At 60.9% G+C, this 14,371-nt stretch carries 14 protein-coding genes and 2 pseudogenes; 7 read left to right on the top strand and 9 right to left on the bottom strand.

The genetic code is table 11. The features are described from left to right. Window positions 1-89: 89 nt before the first annotated feature. A complete protein-coding gene (locus tag ACXADQ_RS12350) occupies window positions 90-965 on the top strand; it encodes a hypothetical protein (RefSeq protein ID WP_475320649.1) in 876 nt (291 codons plus the stop codon). Between the two features lie 16 nt (window positions 966-981). Here the strand turns inward: ACXADQ_RS12350 and ACXADQ_RS12345 are convergent, their stop codons facing one another. After that, a complete protein-coding gene (locus ACXADQ_RS12345) occupies window positions 982-1,242 on the bottom strand; it encodes a DUF2312 domain-containing protein (protein ID WP_475320644.1) in 261 nt (86 codons plus the stop codon). A 165-nt stretch (window positions 1,243-1,407) separates the two neighbouring features. On the opposite strand from ACXADQ_RS12345, the gene ACXADQ_RS12340 reads away from it, so the two are divergent. Continuing rightward, window positions 1,408-1,623 carry a hypothetical protein gene (locus ACXADQ_RS12340; protein WP_475320640.1) on the top strand — a complete coding sequence of 72 codons (216 nt, stop codon included), beginning with the start codon at window positions 1,408-1,410 and terminating at the stop codon, window positions 1,621-1,623. A gap of 8 nt (window positions 1,624-1,631) precedes the next feature. Here the strand turns inward: ACXADQ_RS12340 and ACXADQ_RS12335 are convergent, their stop codons facing one another. The 3 genes from ACXADQ_RS12335 to ACXADQ_RS12325 all read right to left on the bottom strand — a co-directional run bounded on the left by ACXADQ_RS12335 (window position 1,632) and on the right by ACXADQ_RS12325 (window position 4,483). Next, entirely contained in the window at window positions 1,632-3,704 is a 2,073-nt protein-coding gene (locus tag ACXADQ_RS12335; protein WP_475320637.1) for an enoyl-CoA hydratase-related protein, read from the bottom strand. 124 nt (window positions 3,705-3,828) lie between these two features. Further along, window positions 3,829-4,044 carry a hypothetical protein gene (locus ACXADQ_RS12330; RefSeq protein WP_475320634.1) on the bottom strand — a complete coding sequence of 72 codons (216 nt, stop codon included), beginning with the start codon at window positions 4,042-4,044 and terminating at the stop codon, window positions 3,829-3,831. Window positions 4,045-4,069: 25 nt separating this feature from the next. Further along, window positions 4,070-4,483 (bottom strand): TraR/DksA family transcriptional regulator, encoded by a 414-nt coding sequence (locus tag ACXADQ_RS12325; protein ID WP_475320629.1) that lies wholly within the window; start codon window positions 4,481-4,483, stop codon window positions 4,070-4,072. A 61-nt stretch (window positions 4,484-4,544) separates the two neighbouring features. Here ACXADQ_RS12325 and ACXADQ_RS12320 point away from each other — a divergent pair, with 61 nt between their 5' ends. The 4 genes from ACXADQ_RS12320 to ACXADQ_RS12305 all read left to right on the top strand — a co-directional run bounded on the left by ACXADQ_RS12320 (window position 4,545) and on the right by ACXADQ_RS12305 (window position 6,788). Next, window positions 4,545-5,408, top strand: coding sequence for an MBL fold metallo-hydrolase (locus ACXADQ_RS12320; protein ID WP_475320625.1), 864 nt, complete (start codon window positions 4,545-4,547; stop codon window positions 5,406-5,408). Between the two features lie 94 nt (window positions 5,409-5,502). Next, on the top strand, window positions 5,503-5,928 hold the full coding sequence (locus tag ACXADQ_RS12315; RefSeq protein WP_475326074.1) for a YeeE/YedE family protein: 426 nt from the start codon (window positions 5,503-5,505) through the stop codon (window positions 5,926-5,928). Beyond that, window positions 5,928-6,362, top strand: coding sequence for a DUF6691 family protein (locus ACXADQ_RS12310; RefSeq protein ID WP_475320621.1), 435 nt, complete (start codon window positions 5,928-5,930; stop codon window positions 6,360-6,362). The genes ACXADQ_RS12315 and ACXADQ_RS12310 overlap by 1 nt, the downstream gene beginning before the upstream one ends. 9 nt (window positions 6,363-6,371) lie before the next feature. Further along, a complete protein-coding gene (locus ACXADQ_RS12305) occupies window positions 6,372-6,788 on the top strand; it encodes a protein tyrosine phosphatase family protein (protein WP_475320616.1) in 417 nt (138 codons plus the stop codon). A gap of 16 nt (window positions 6,789-6,804) precedes the next feature. Here ACXADQ_RS12305 and ACXADQ_RS12300 read toward each other — a convergent pair whose 3' ends face one another. The 5 genes and pseudogenes from ACXADQ_RS12300 to ACXADQ_RS12280 all read right to left on the bottom strand — a co-directional run bounded on the left by ACXADQ_RS12300 (window position 6,805) and on the right by ACXADQ_RS12280 (window position 12,747). Further along, window positions 6,805-7,911, bottom strand: coding sequence for a FliM/FliN family flagellar motor switch protein (locus tag ACXADQ_RS12300; protein ID WP_475320614.1), 1,107 nt, complete (start codon window positions 7,909-7,911; stop codon window positions 6,805-6,807). A gap of 104 nt (window positions 7,912-8,015) precedes the next feature. Further along, window positions 8,016-10,704, bottom strand: a pseudogene (locus tag ACXADQ_RS12295) (ATP-binding protein). 12 nt (window positions 10,705-10,716) lie between these two features. Further along, window positions 10,717-10,983, bottom strand: coding sequence for a hypothetical protein (locus tag ACXADQ_RS12290; RefSeq protein WP_475320612.1), 267 nt, complete (start codon window positions 10,981-10,983; stop codon window positions 10,717-10,719). After that, a complete protein-coding gene (locus tag ACXADQ_RS12285) occupies window positions 10,983-11,348 on the bottom strand; it encodes a response regulator transcription factor (protein ID WP_475320610.1) in 366 nt (121 codons plus the stop codon). The genes ACXADQ_RS12290 and ACXADQ_RS12285 overlap by 1 nt, the downstream gene beginning before the upstream one ends. Before the next feature lie 79 nt (window positions 11,349-11,427). Continuing rightward, window positions 11,428-12,747, bottom strand: a pseudogene (locus tag ACXADQ_RS12280) (short-chain fatty acyl-CoA regulator family protein). A 221-nt stretch (window positions 12,748-12,968) separates the two neighbouring features. Here ACXADQ_RS12280 and ACXADQ_RS12275 point away from each other — a divergent pair. Continuing rightward, entirely contained in the window at window positions 12,969-14,306 is a 1,338-nt protein-coding gene (locus ACXADQ_RS12275; RefSeq protein ID WP_475320607.1) for a substrate-binding protein, read from the top strand. The last annotated feature ends 65 nt before the right edge of the window (window positions 14,307-14,371 follow it).

Here is a 14,371-nt window from a genome sequence, read left to right as displayed (position 1 = left end):
AATGCGGTCAAACTGTCCAGAAAAGACCCTATTTTTGTGACCACTGTCGCGCTATGACAGGGAAAACACCCGAGCAGGCACAAAACGAAATGAAAATCATTCTCCATGCGGGCGCACATGCAACCGACGAAGACCGGTTGATGAAATGCCTGTTGAAAAACGCCGACGACCTGAAGTCGAACGATGTGGCTGTTCCGGGCCCGTCCAATTATCGCACGCTAATCCGCGATACGCTAAAGGCAATGGGCCAAGGCGAGCCAGCAGCAGATGGACGCGATGTTCTGCTTGATGCGATTCTGCCCGGGGACATGCCGCAACGATTGATCCTGTCCAACGAGGGCTTCTTTGCCCATGCCAGGCACGCGATCGAGGGCGGCGCCATTTATCCGGACGCAGAAACCAAACTGAAACGCTTTTGCACCCTGTTTCACGAAGACGAGGTCGAGCTGTTCATCGGTCTGCGTAATCCCGCAGGGTTTCTGACCCAGCTACATGGCCGCCTGTCGAACGTGCCGTTTGACGAATTTCTGGCCGGGTCCGTCCCCAGCCAGCTGCGTTGGTCCGAATTGATCAAACGTATCCGCACTGCCTTGCCTGACCTGCCCACTACCGTGTGGGCCAACGAGGATACCCCGCTGCTGTGGTCACAAATCCTGCGCGAAATGATGGGCTTTCCCGATGAGCAGAAGATCAAGGGCGGGTTCGATCTGATCACCGATTTGATGACCCAGGAAGGTATGCGCCGTTTTCGCGCCTATCTAAAGGCGCACCCGGTGATGTCCGAGGATCAGAAACGGCGCGTTGTCTCGGCATTTCTTGCCAAATTCGCGCGCCCTGAGCTGTTGGAAGAAGAAGTCGGCGCCCCCGGCTGGTCCGCCCAAGAGGCTGATCAGATGGCGCTCCAATATGAAAGGGATGTGGCCGAGCTGGCCAACATCCCCGGTGTGCGTGTGTTGATGCCGTAACCCGTTTCGGGTGCGCTCAGGACATGCCCAGCGCTTCTTTGTACATTTCCAGAACGGCTTCTTCCTCGGCGATATCGTTCTGATCGCGTTTGCGCAGGGCGATGATTTTGCGCATGACCTTGGTGTCGTATCCGCGGCCCTTGGCCTCGGCCATCACCTCTTTTTGCTGATCCGCGATGTCTTTCTTTTCCATTTCCAGACGCTCGAACCGCTCGACAAACTGGCGCAGCTCGTCTGCGGTGACGCGGTAGGTGGCATCGGGGTTCATGTCGCTCATTATCTTGCCTCCGGAGTTGGTTTCCCTCTCCCCTACCCGGCCATGTGCGCCGCTGCAAGCCCGCCCAGACCCGCGATGCGAAAATGCGCCGCGTTGCGCCCGCCGGAGCAAGCTGCTAGGCGCGTGCCCAGGATCAAACACGCGGGCGCGGCCCGGAGGACGAGTATGGAAATTCTGGTCTGGGGCGGCGCGGCTGTCTCGGTTGCGGGTCTGCTGGGCCTGATGTGGTGCATTTTCCGCGTGGCCAAGGCCAAGCGCGCGGGCCTGAGCGACGAGGAGCTGCGCGACGCCGTCAAACGCGTGGTCCCCATCAATCTGGGCGCGCTGTTCATGTCGGTCATCGGCCTGATGATGGTGATCTTGGGCGTGTTCCTGGGATAGCCACCGGTCTAAGCGTCGAAACTGCGCTTTTTGGGGCCCGTGCCATTCAGGGCGTCAAAACCTTCGCCGTTGCGTATCAGCGCCTCGATCCCCGGATCGGCTGCGAACAGACGCGGTTCGGCCTCGCCGTGGGGTTTCATCGCGCGTTGCAGCGTGAACAGCCCCATCTGGTCGGCCGCATTCATCACCCCGCCGCGCCAGGCCGCAAATCCATGATTGCGCACCATCACCAGATCAATGTCTGACGGGCGCAGAGCAACGCCTTCGCGCAACAAACGCGCACCCTCGTTGATCATCGCCCCCAGGCACAGCCGGGTGATCGTTTCCGTATCCGGGGTCTGCGTGCCATCCGCATCCCGCGCACGATCGACCGGCGCCTCGTCGACCCAATCGTAATAGCCCTTGCCCGCAGCCTGACCGGTGCGCTGCTCGGCGATCAAGTCGCGTAGCCGCGCCAGATGTCTGCGCGGATAGTGATCGGCATGGTGCAACTGTGAGGCCTGCGCCAACTCGGTTTCAAGCCCGTTCATATCCATCGGTGCAAAGACCCCATTGGCCTTGCCAAACTGCATCAGCACTCCGTCCACCTGTCCACAGCTAGCCCCAAGGTCCAGAAGATAGTCCGCCGCGTCCCGCAGTGCCGCCATCATGCGCATACCGATCGTTCCGCCATGGCTGCCACAGCGCAGCGCTGAAACGCCCATTCTTTGCAAGAGGTTATGCAGCGTCAGGACGGCCACGGGCGAGGTTTTGTCCCCGGGGATGATCTCGGCCAGACGCAGGCGTGGCGCACCGGGTGCGACGGCCATGCCAACCACCTGTCCGGCGCGCCCCGAGGCCTCGGCCGTGGGGCCCACCGCAAGGGTCGCGCTATGCGTCGCCAGAATCGTGGCCGCAGGAACCAGGTCGGCCAGCCATCTCATGACCTGCTGTTTGGTCTCGGCCGCGTCGGCCACCGCTTCAGTCACCAGATCGGACTCGACCAACTGGGCGGGATCATAGGTCACGCTCACGTGTTGCATCGCGGCTGGCCATCCGCCCACCGGAGCCTTGCGGGTCGTCAAAGCCGCCTCGAGCCGCTCTTGCGCCACCTTGGCCGCGCGCGCGTCTCGTTCAAACAGGATCGTGGGCAGCGCATTTTCGGCCGCAGCAATGACCAGCGAAATCGCGGCCGGTCCGCTTCCGACAATCCCCAACCGGTTCACCTTCTGCGGTTTGGCCGTGGCCAACTCGGGGAGCTTCAGAATACGCCGTTGCGCCAGAAGCAGATGCAGATTTCCCTGTGCGTCTTCTGAACTCAGGCTCTCTTGATACAGGTCCTCTTCCATCGCCTGCCCGGCCAGGAACGGCAACACCAGAGCATTTTCAACCGACCGAATGATCGCATGCTGAGCAGGGCGTGTCTGAGGGCCCATCGCCATCCGACAGGCTTTGATGGCCTCTTGGTAAGCCACGGGCTGCCGAAATCCGTCGTCACGATCCCGGGTCTTGCGTGGCCCCCGTGTGCGGCCCGCCAACTCCTTGGCAAAGGCAATCGCGACCTGTTCAACATTCTCAGGCGCAATCTGATCAATCACGGATGCCAGGCGCGGGTCTGAAACCTCGACCACCTCACCGGACAACAACAATGACAGCGCTGTCTGCGCCCCGACCAGCCTGGGCAGGCGCTGAGTTCCCCCCGCGCCTGGAATGATCCCCAAAGCAATGTCCGTCATGCCCAGTCGCGTTCCGCTTTGCGCCACACGGGCATGGGCCGACAGCGCCAGTTCGACCCCGGCCCCCAGCACAGAGCCCGTCAGACTGGCGATCACCGGCGTCGCGCAATCCTCGATCTGCAAACAGAGATCCGCCAGACTGACGCGCCCGTCGCGCAGTTCCGGGCGCACTTGAAAATAGCCTTCGGAAAACCCCAAGGGATGTCCGCTGAGTACGATGGCGCTGACCCCCGGGTCAGCGTCCAGTTCCCGCAATTTCTTGGACAGCTGAGACCTGACAAGCGGCCCCAGGAAATTTCTTGGGGGATTGGCCAGGCGCAGCACCGCAACCTGATCAACTCGCTCAATAGTTACCTTTTCTCCCACACAAATCGCCTTATTTTCTTAATACGGGCATAAAAAAGCTTCTGCACGACCAAGGTGCAGAAGCTCTGCTTTCGATGCAAGCCCTTTTCAGCGCTCGTTTATTTTTCCTGGAACCGCCGCCGCACTAGAGCGGCATATTGTCAAACCGGTCTTCCATCTCTTCGTCGATGGCCTGGTTATCCAGTTCGCGCAGGCGCGCGGGGACAGCAATGCCCTGCGAGCGCATCTTCTCGACCGTTTTATGCAACTCGGCCTGAATTTCGTGACGGGTTTCATCCGTGGCCTGCGCGATTTCGGTTTCAAGCTGCGCAATCAGGTCCATGAATTTCTGTTCAGGCATTGGGTCTCTCCTCTCCCTTGCTGCCTCAGGCAGCGCAATTTCGACATAGAGGCGTGGCTGGCAATACGGACAACCGCTCTGGTGAAATCTCCTCGCCGCATTTTGCGCAGAAACCGTATTCTCCGTCACGGATTCTTTGCAGCGCGGCTTGGATTCCTTGAATTTCGGCCTGACCAGCTTGACCGAGGGCCTCCAGCACCTCATCCCCTTCCCGTTCCACGGCGGACTCCTCCCAGTCCTTCGAGTGCGGAACGTCCAGTTCAGCTTCAATGGCGTGAAGGCGGCTGTCCAGTTCAGACAGACGTTTCAACAGCGCCGCTTTGTAATTTGCCACATTTTTCATCGCGCATCCTCCGAAGTTGATAATAACTCGCATGAATTCCGGCCAAAATCCTTGACCCAAATCAATCCTTTCGCGCGGGGCGTCATCCCGTTGCATCTGGGGTCTTGCAACATATGCGCAAATTTCTATATGATATGTGAAACGGAGGGACCCCCTTATGAAACCTGAAGTCACTGCATTCTTCGACGACGCCACCAACACCATTTCCTATGTGGTGCGCGACCCCGCTGGCAGCTCTTGCGCCATCATCGATTCGGTTCTGGATTTCGACTATTCCTCGGGCCGCACGGACACGCGCTCGGCCGATGCCGTCATCAAATATGTCCAGGACAACGACCTGAAGGTCGAATGGCTGCTGGAAAGCCATGTGCACGCCGACCACCTGTCCGCCGCGCCCTATATCCAGGAACGCGTCGGCGGCAAAATCGGTATCGGCGATCGCATCAAGATCGTGCAGGACACCTTTGGCAAAGTCTTTAACGAAGGCACCGAATTCCAGCGCGACGGCAGCCAATTCGATCAACTGTTCCAAGAAGGCGACAGCTTTCATATCGGTCAGCTGCGCGGCGACGTGCTGCATACGCCCGGCCACACCCCGGCCTGCCTGACCTACGTTATCGGCGACGCGGCCTTTGTGGGCGACACGCTGTTCATGCCCGATTTCGGCACGGCGCGCTGCGATTTCCCGGGGGGCTCGGCGGAAACGCTGTATGCCTCGATCCAGAAAATCCTGTCGCTGCCGGACGAAACCCGCATCTTCGTGGGCCACGATTACAAGGCACCGGGCCGCGAGGAATACGCTTGGGAAACCACTGTGGCCGAACAGAAAGCCGCGAACATCCACGTCGCCAGCGACAAGGACCGCGACGATTTCGTCCGCATGCGGACCGAGCGCGACGCGACCCTGGACATGCCCAAGCTGATCATCCCCTCGTTGCAGGTGAACATGCGCGCAGGCCAGATGCCCGAACCTGACGAAAAGGGCGACGTGTTCCTTAAGGTGCCCGTCAACAAGCTGTAATCTCAATATAAATCGCCTTTGGCCCCGCGCGAACGGGGCCCTGGGCGTATCTGACATCTCATCATTCAGGGAAGGAAACGTGATGATGAACTCTATCCCGGTCGATTGGATCTGGGGCCTGATCGGCGGTTTGCTGATCGGCACCGGTGGCGCCGTCTATCTGCTGGCCAATGGCCGCATCATGGGAGCCAGCGGCATTTTGGGCGGTCTGGTGGACCGCAGCGGTTGGAACTCATGGGCCGAGCGCGCCGTGTTCCTGGCCGGTGTCTTTCTGCTGCCGATCGTGATCCACCCGGTCTATCGCGAGGTCGACACCCATATCACCGACAACTGGCTCGTTATCATTGCCGCCGGACTGTTGGTCGGCATCGGCACCCGGTTGGCCAATGGCTGCACCTCGGGGCACGGCGTTTGCGGCATCTCACGCTTTTCGCTGCGCGGCATGGTCGCCACCGTGTTTTATATCATGGCCGGTGGTATCGCTGTGGTCATCTTCCGTCACATTCTGGGGATCGTCTGATGCAACGTTTGATTTTCGCTTTCATCGCGGGCGGTCTGTTTGGGGCTGGCCTGTTCATTTCAGGCATGACCGACACCACAAAGGTACAAGGCTGGCTGGACGTGTTCGGCAACTGGGATCCCACGCTGGCCTTTGTGATGGGGGGCGCAATCATCCCCATGGCCATAGCCTGGCTGTTCGTTCCGGGTCGTAAACCCCTGGTCGGAGGCGACTTTCCGACGCCGCCAGAACCCAAAATCGGGCGCAACCTGGTGCTGGGATCGGTCATGTTCGGCTTTGGCTGGGGCTTGGCAGGTCTGTGCCCGGGGCCCTCGATCGCCTCGCTGTCCTATGGCGGTGCGGGCCACTGGGTGTTCCTGGTCGCCATGATTGCCGGCATGATCATCACGCCTGCCCTGCGCGTCAGGCTGGACAGGGCGGTTCCGGCGGAATAAATCGATCTCATGGATATCCGTGAGATCACCCCCCGCTACTCTGTCAGCCCGCAGATCAACCCCGAGGATCTGGCCGCCATCAAAGCGGCCGGATTCACCAAAGTCATCTGCAACCGACCCGACGTTGAAATTCCGCCCAGCCATCATGCCGAGGTCATGGCCGCCGCCGCCCAAGCTGCCGGGCTGGAGTTCTTTGTCCTGCCGTTGACCCATCAGACGATGACCCCCGAGAACGTAGCCGCGCAGATGGCTGCGGCAGACGAATCCGAGGGGCCGGTTCTGGCCTATTGCGCCTCGGGGACGAGGTGCAGCGTGGTCTGGTCCCTGGGTCAGAAGGGCAAATTGCCAACTGACGAGATTCTGGCCGCAACGGCGCGCGCGGGCTATGATCTTGCCGGGTTGCGCCCTGCACTTGAACAACCCTGACCGACCCTATCGCAGTCTATCCCTCGGCCAAGGGCTTTCCCGGCGCGGTCGCGACTGGCAAGGCCGGCACATTTACCGGATCCGTGAGGGTTTTGTTTGCGGGGACTCCTTCGCTTAGGCCGAGGTCCCGAAGGATATCATCCGCGTTTTCAGTGATCACCTCGGCCGGGGCTGCAGCGGGCAACTCCGGCGTCGGCGCCGCACCTGACAACAGACCAGGATCGGCAAGGTCCACCTCGGACATGGCCTGCGCCTGCTCGGCCGGTGAATTCACAGATTTGGCGCGCGCGCCATTGATGTTCTTCAGGCACACGGCGCGCTGACCCGACAGTTGCCCCAGAACCCCAACAGCGACCGACTTGCGTTCGCCTGCGTGCAACGTCACCTCGGACAACGCGCGCACCGGCAGGGTCAACACATCTCCGGGCTTGAGCGCCCCGATTGCGCCAAGCGGCATTTCCAACCGGTGCAAGATCACGTCCAGGCGGGCCGAGGCTTCGAGGATCTCGTGACTAAGGCTGTCGCGCCCCTCGCTTGCGGCGGGTTCGGGCGCGGCCGGGGCTGGCGCGGGGGGGACTGGCAGGGCCAGAAACAAACGCCCGATCCGCTCCCCGGCACCAATGCTGACCGACAGCCCGAACGTCTCATACAAACCATCGGGAAGCTGCGCGGCCAACAGTCCGGGATCGCGCACCCAGGCCCCGAAATGGAACCCAGGCGCCATGCTGTTTTCGTCTGCCGTCAGCGATTCAAACCCGCTGAGTGTGCCGTCAATCAATGGCATGGCCACCGCCGCGTCAGTGCTGGTGACGGCGCGCGCCGCGGCCGGATTGTTCATGACGGTGCCAAGGGTCTGCACCTCGACCAGGGCAGAGACCAGATCCAGATCCAGTGCCATCACACCCGGTCCTTCGGCCTCCTGCTCGAGCCGAACAATCAGATCGGTTGGCATCACCTGTTCCAGCACACCATCCCGGCCCAGCGTGTCGCAACGCAACTCAGCAATATCCAGCGTCAGCCCCAATCCCAGATGCGCGGCGCGATACAGCGCGCGTTGCAACGCGGTTTCGGGCGTCATGGCCGCACAGTCGCGCACCGGCTGCGATGCGGTCTTGAGCTGCATGATATTCCTGATGTCCTTCATAAACCGCCAAAATTCTGTCTGGAGTTCACATCTCTTGTGACACCTAATCTTGCAACGGTTACCAAACACTTACGTCAGGGCGATTATTCTGCGGCCTTCGCGATTTTCATGGGCAGGCTGACGCGGAAGGCCGCACCGCCCTGGCCGGGCAAATAGGTAATGCCCCCGCCCAGACGCAGCATGATCTCGCGGCAGATGGCCAGGCCCAACCCTGCCCCACCCGCACGCTTGGTGTCGCTGACGCGGCTGAATTTTTCAAAGATCAGGGCCTGCGCCTCGGAAGGAATACCGGATCCGTTGTCGACAAAATCCACCACCAGATGACCATCGCGTTGCGAGACCCGGATCGCCAGCCGGGGGGCCTGGGCATCGCAATATTTCTGCGCATTGGCGATGAGATTGATGAACACCTGCGCCAGACGATCCAGATCGGACTCGATCCAGATATCCTCCAGCACCTCGGCCCGCACCACGCGCAGCCCTTTGGGCTGCACGCCAGTCGCGTCCAGCGCCTGGTTGATCACGTCATGCAACACCCCGCGCTGCACGTTCAGGCTGACCTGGCCGTTTTCAAGCACCGACAGATCCAGCAAATCATCCAGCAATCGAGTCAGACGGATGGCTTCGGAATGGATGATCGTGGCGTATTTGGTCAGCTCTTTTTCACTCAGTCCATCCGCATCCCTTAGGATCTCGGAAAAAGACCGGATCGAGGTCATCGGCGTGCGCAGCTCGTGGCTGATCTGGGACAGGAAGGCGTCTTTTTGGACCGACAGCTGTGTCAGCTTTTCGTTGGCCGTGCGCAACTGGCGGGCCGTGCGGGTCAACTCGGCTGACTTCGCCTCCAGCTGGCTGGAGTATTCCATCATCTGCGCGGTTTCGTCGGCCACGGCCAGCAGATCCTCGACCGAGACCGTGGCCCGCCCCATGATCTGCCCCACCATCGCATGCGCCGTGGCGGCGCCCACGGAACCGGACAGTTCGCGCTCGAGCCGTTGCAGAAAATCAGGCGTGGGTTCTGGCAGGAACCCGGCCAGCCCCTGATTCGCGGCCTCCTGATGGAAGAAAGTCTGGGCCTCGACAGCGCCCAGAATGCGCTGCGCCATGATCATCAGGTCTTCGGATTGCGCCACGCCGCCCGACCAGCCCTGCGGATTGCCCGAATGCTGGAACACGTTCACGAATTGCGCGCCTTGCAGCCGCTCGACCGGCTCGGGGAATGTAATCAGGGACACAAAGACAAAAACCACCGAGTTCAGCAGCAGTGACCACATCACCGAATGCACCAGCGGATCCAGCCCGCCGATTCCAAACAGGGATTGCGGGCGCAGCCAACCAAGACCAAAGGGGCCTTCGACCAGCAGGCTGGCAGACATCACCACATCGGGGCCAAAACTGGGTAGAAGCGACGTATAGAGCCAGATCACGAACCCGACCCCCAGCCCGACCAACGCCCCAACCCGTGTGGCTCCGCGCCAGAAAATCCCCCCCATCAGGGGCGGCAGGAACTGCGCCACACCGGTAAAGGCGATCAGGCCGATGGCAGCCAGGGCCTCGCCGCCGCCCGAGAATTGATAGTACAGATAGCCCAGTGCCAGCACACCCGCGATTGACAAGCGCCGCGCCAACAACACCACGTGGCGCACATCACCCGAGATCATCGCACCGCCCCCGGTCAGGGACAGCCAGATCGGCATCACGATATGGTTCGACACCATAGTGGACAGCGCAATCGCCGCCACGATCACCATCGACGTGGCCGAGCTGAATTCCCCCAAGGAAAGACAGCATCGCCAGTCCGTCGCGGCCCTGGCTCAGCGGGATCGTCAAAACAAACTGGTCCGGGTTTGAACCTTCCGGCAGCAGCTCGAGCCCCATCACGGCAATAGGTACCACGAACAGGCTCATCATCATCAGATAGGTCGGAAAGGCCCACGAGGCCGTGCGCAGGTGGTTCTCGTCTTCGTTCTCGACGACCAGCACCTGAAACATGCGCGGCAGGGTCAAAAAAGCCGCAGCCGACAGCATGATCAACGTGGCCCAGCGGCCGTTATGCATCTGCCATTGTCCGATGTCGGAATTGTCGATGCGGGCAAAGGTTTCCGACACGCCACCGCCCACGCCCCAGACCACGAACACCCCCACGGCCACCAGCGCAAACAGCTTGACCACGGCCTCCATGGCGATGGCCATGACCACGCCGTGATGGCGTTCGTTCGCATCCAGATTGCGGGTGCCAAACAGCACCGTGAACAGCGCCAAACCCACAGCAACCCACAGCGCTGTCCCATCGCTGTCACCCAGGCGCGACACCGAGGTGTCATATAATGCAAAGCTTGAAAAAGACGACGTAACTGATTGCAATTGCAGCGCAATATAAGGCGTCGTGCCAATCACCGCGACCACGGTCACGAACACCGCCAACGCGTTCGATTTGCCATAGCGTGACGAGATCAAATCCGCGATCGAGGTGATCCTTTGCGTCCGCCCGATCCGCACCAGCTTGCGCAGGCCCCACCACCAGCCCATCATCACCAGGGTCGGACCGATATAGATCGTCAGGTACTCTAGCCCCGAGCGCGCGGCATAGCCAACCGCGCCATAGAACGTCCACGCAGTACAATAGATCGACAGCGACAAGGTATACACAACCGGAGAACGCAGCCATCCGCCCCGCCCGCGTTGCGCGGCGCGCTCGGCGATGAAAGCCACGAAAAACAGCAGCGCCACATAGCCCAGACAGACGGCGATCAGCAGGTTCAGTGCGCCCATTCCCTGTACCCTTTAATGTCCATCGCCCGGATCGGCGTCCGCGTCCGGGTCCAGCCAGCGGGTCACGCCCAGCGTGATCACCACCAGCGCGATCCAGACGCCAAAAATGTACAGAATAGCGCGCGAGGTCGAGATCCCGAACTCACCCGGTTCAGCCCACAGTACCGGCACGCCCCACAGGATCGCTCCCACAAACGGCATCAGTCGGGCCATGTCGCGCACCCGGCGCTGACGATAGCCCTTGCGTTCCAGAAACAATGAGGGGCGCGGCTTGGCCATTACGGCACCAGCTGGCGGACGACCTCCAGCACCTCGGCATTCGAGAAGGGTTTGGTCATAAAGTGACTGGCGCCGATCTTCTCGGCCATCTCGCGGTCTTTGCTCTGGCCCCGGGCCGTCAGCATCAGCACCGGCAAGTCGCGGGTCACGTCCTTGGCGCGCAGCTCGGTCAGGATCTCGTATCCACTGGCGCCGGGCAGCATCACATCCAGGATCAACAGGTCGGGGGATTTGGCCCAAACCACGTCTGCAGCGTCATGCCCATTGGAATGCGTATCCACCTGCCAGCCATCACGGGACAGAATGAAACTGATGGCCTCAATGATATTGGGCTCATCTTCGATCACAAGGACATGTTTCCCCATGCATCCTCCCCTTGAAGCATGTGTTACCTGACGGCTTTTGCTTTTATCGGCAAAGTCAGCGCCTAAGTCAAAAGCATCCTTAGAATCGATCCGTCAAAATCGAGGGCTCGCGCCGCCCTGCGCAGTTTTCTTTCGGGCAAATCCGACAGGTCACGCCGATCTCACCCACCTTTTCATCCGTCTTTTGGCCAGCCCCCAGCGGGATGATCAACATATAGGCCTCGAACAGGGTAGGTTCGTCGAAATTGACCTCACCGACCGGTTGGGCGATCGAGTAGGTGCGAAACAGCCCCCCGCCCCGCCCGACCTGTCGCACGGTTTCCTAAATCGGTGTCATCGGACGCGAGAGCGCACGAAATAAGGGCCAGAGCGGACAGGCCGCCCCAAAACGTGGCAGGGTAAACCCGTCCAGCGCCTTGCGAAACGTCATCGTGCCCGAGGCGTCGCAACTCACCAGCCCCACCGGGCCACCGGTCACGGATTCGGGTACTTCGGACAGACGGCGCATCACCGTGGCCAGGTCGGTTTGAAAATGGCGCGCCAGCGCAGACAGGTCCGGCCCAAGCTGCGCCAGGGCCTCGACCGTGGCGCGTAGGGGCATGGTTTGCGCATCTTGGGCATAACGCCGCATATAGCTGCGCGCCATCGCCCGCGCGGCCGAAGATTGCAGGACCTCTTGTTGTTCGACCAGCCCGTCGATATCCACTTCCTCTGGATGCCCGCCTTCGAGCAGCGGAATATGGAACCCGCTATCGCCCAGAAAGGCATCCAGTTCATCCTGCGGCGAGCTGAGTTCGCGGTCATCCTCGCTCTCGGCGCCGTCCAGATACCCCACCAAGGCCTTGGCACTGTGGGCAAGCCGCCCAGCATCCTCGTTGACATTTCGATGGAAGCGGTCGCGCCATTCGGGTTCCAGTTCCCGTGTTTCCGCCAGGATCCCGGCGGTGGAACGGATCGCGGTGATGGTCGAGATCATCTCGTGCAGGGCAGCCGCCAGATGTGGATCGTGGGTCAGGCGGTCCGTCAGGGTTTCAACCGTGCGCTCCAGCTCGGAAACGCGCCGGTGACGTCGCTCTAGCAACTGCGCCCAGCCGGGAAACCGGCCTGCGAAATCCTCGAGCGCATCCTGTTCGGCCCCGGCGGCGGGATCGGCCGCACGTGCCTCGCGCAGGACCGCGATCAGCGCCGCCTCGGCCCCTTCGGTCAGCGCCGAGGGCTCGACCCCCAGGGATCGCGCGATGGACAACAGTAATTTACCGCCAATTCTGCGCCGGTTGTGCTCGATCAGGTTGAGATACGAGGCCGAGATCCCCACCTCTTTGGCCAATTCGGCCTGCCGCTGCCCCAACATCATACGTCGTTCGCGTATCCGGGACCCTGTCAGCTGACGTTGCGCCATGTCAATTTCCCATCCAAATCAATCACCTTCTGCGTCGCAGAATTAAGTTCTTTACAATGCATACTATGGCATTGTGATGTTTTTTACAAAAAAATTGTTTCATTAAAAGACCTTGTTGCGAAGTTTTCTTTCGACCCCTGATAATGAATTTGCACAGAAACGTGCCCGTGAACGACGCTTGAGGAGGCGCGCGTTCACATTTCACGAAACGGGAGGATTATATGTCCAATAGCAAACTGACTCGCCGCGGCGTTCTGAAGTCGGGTGCAGTGGCCGGCGCTGGCGTCGCTCTGCCCACCATCTTTACCGCGTCTTCGGCGGCAGCTTACACAAACGAACCCATGGGCGGGAACGTGACCCTTGGTTTCAACGTGCCCCAGACCGGTCCCTATGCGGACGAGGGTGCAGACGAACTGCGCGCCTATGAACTGGCGGTCGAGCACCTGAACGGTGGCGGCGACGGCGGTATGCTGAACACGTTCAGCTCGAAAGCGCTGCAAGGCAACGGCATCCTGGGCAAGAAGGTCGACTTTGTGACCGGCGACACCCAGACCAAATCGGACGCGGCCCGTGCCTCGGCCAAATCGATGATCGAAAAAGACGGCGCGGTGATGATCACCGGCGGCTCGTCCTCGGGCGTGGCTGTGGCCGTGCAGGCGCTGTGCCAAGAGGCCGGCGTGATCTTCATGGCGGGTCTGACCCACTCGAACGACACCACGGGTAAGGACAAGCGGGCCAACGGTTTCCGCCACTTCTTTAACTCGTACATGTCGGGCGCGGCCCTGGCGCCGATCCTGGCCAACAACTATGGCAAGGACCGCAAGGCCTATCACCTGACCGCAGACTACAACTGGGGTTACACCACCGAAGAAGCCGTGCGTACCTCGACCGAGGCCATGGGCTGGGAAACCGTCGCTGCTGTGCGCACCCCCCTGACGCAGACCGACTTCAGCTCTTATATCGCACCGGTTCTGCAGTCGGGCGCAGACGTTCTGGTTCTGAACCACTACGGCGGCAACATGGTGAACTCGCTGACCAACGCGGTTCAGTTCGGCCTGCGTGAAAAGCAGGTGAACGGCAAGAACTTTGAAATCATCGTTCCGCTGTTCTCGCGTCTGATGGCCCGTGGTGCGGGTGAGAACATCAAAGGCATCTTTGGCTCGGCCAACTGGCACTGGTCGCTGCAGGACGAAGGGTCCAAAGCCTTCGTGAAATCCTTCGGCACCAAGTACGGCTTCCCGCCGTCGCAGGCCGCGCACACCTGCTATGTGCAGACCCTGCTGTACGCAGACGCGTGTCAGCGTGCCGGCACCTTCAACCCGTGCGGCGTTGTCGAAGCTCTGGAGGACTTCGAGTTCGACGGTCTGGGCAACGGCAAGACCCTGTATCGCGGGTCGGACCACCAGTGCTTCAAGGACGTGCTGGTCGTGAAAGGGAAAGAAAACCCGACTTCGGAATTCGACCTGCTCGAAATCGTCGAAGTCACGCCGCGTGGCCAGGTCGAGTATGATGCCTCGATCTTCGGCGGCGAGCTGGGCGCCTGTAACGGCGGCGCCTAAGCGCTTGGGAGGATGGGGTACGCCCCATCCTCCACCCCAATCACATTCCCTGTCGGCCCCATAAT

Source organism: Thalassovita sp. ABM4_323, assembly GCF_056158665.1.
This window is presented reverse-complemented; position numbering and strand designations above follow the sequence as displayed.

Bases quoted from the DNA above. Each gene is read 5' to 3' on its own strand.
- ACXADQ_RS12350 (WP_475320649.1), top strand. From the start codon at position 90: ATGAAAATCATTCTCCATGCGGGCGCACATGCAACCGACGAAGACCGG.
- ACXADQ_RS12345 (WP_475320644.1), bottom strand. From the start codon at position 1,242: ATGAGCGACATGAACCCCGATGCCACCTACCGCGTCACCGCAGACGAG.
- ACXADQ_RS12340 (WP_475320640.1), top strand. From the start codon at position 1,408: ATGGAAATTCTGGTCTGGGGCGGCGCGGCTGTCTCGGTTGCGGGTCTG.
- ACXADQ_RS12330 (WP_475320634.1), bottom strand. From the start codon at position 4,044: ATGCCTGAACAGAAATTCATGGACCTGATTGCGCAGCTTGAAACCGAA.
- ACXADQ_RS12325 (WP_475320629.1), bottom strand. From the start codon at position 4,483: ATGCAACGGGATGACGCCCCGCGCGAAAGGATTGATTTGGGTCAAGGA.
- ACXADQ_RS12320 (WP_475320625.1), top strand. From the start codon at position 4,545: ATGAAACCTGAAGTCACTGCATTCTTCGACGACGCCACCAACACCATT.
- ACXADQ_RS12310 (WP_475320621.1), top strand. From the start codon at position 5,928: ATGCAACGTTTGATTTTCGCTTTCATCGCGGGCGGTCTGTTTGGGGCT.
- ACXADQ_RS12305 (WP_475320616.1), top strand. From the start codon at position 6,372: ATGGATATCCGTGAGATCACCCCCCGCTACTCTGTCAGCCCGCAGATC.
- ACXADQ_RS12300 (WP_475320614.1), bottom strand. From the start codon at position 7,911: ATGCAGCTCAAGACCGCATCGCAGCCGGTGCGCGACTGTGCGGCCATG.
- ACXADQ_RS12290 (WP_475320612.1), bottom strand. From the start codon at position 10,983: ATGGCCAAGCCGCGCCCCTCATTGTTTCTGGAACGCAAGGGCTATCGT.
- ACXADQ_RS12285 (WP_475320610.1), bottom strand. From the start codon at position 11,348: ATGGGGAAACATGTCCTTGTGATCGAAGATGAGCCCAATATCATTGAG.
- ACXADQ_RS12275 (WP_475320607.1), top strand. From the start codon at position 12,969: ATGTCCAATAGCAAACTGACTCGCCGCGGCGTTCTGAAGTCGGGTGCA.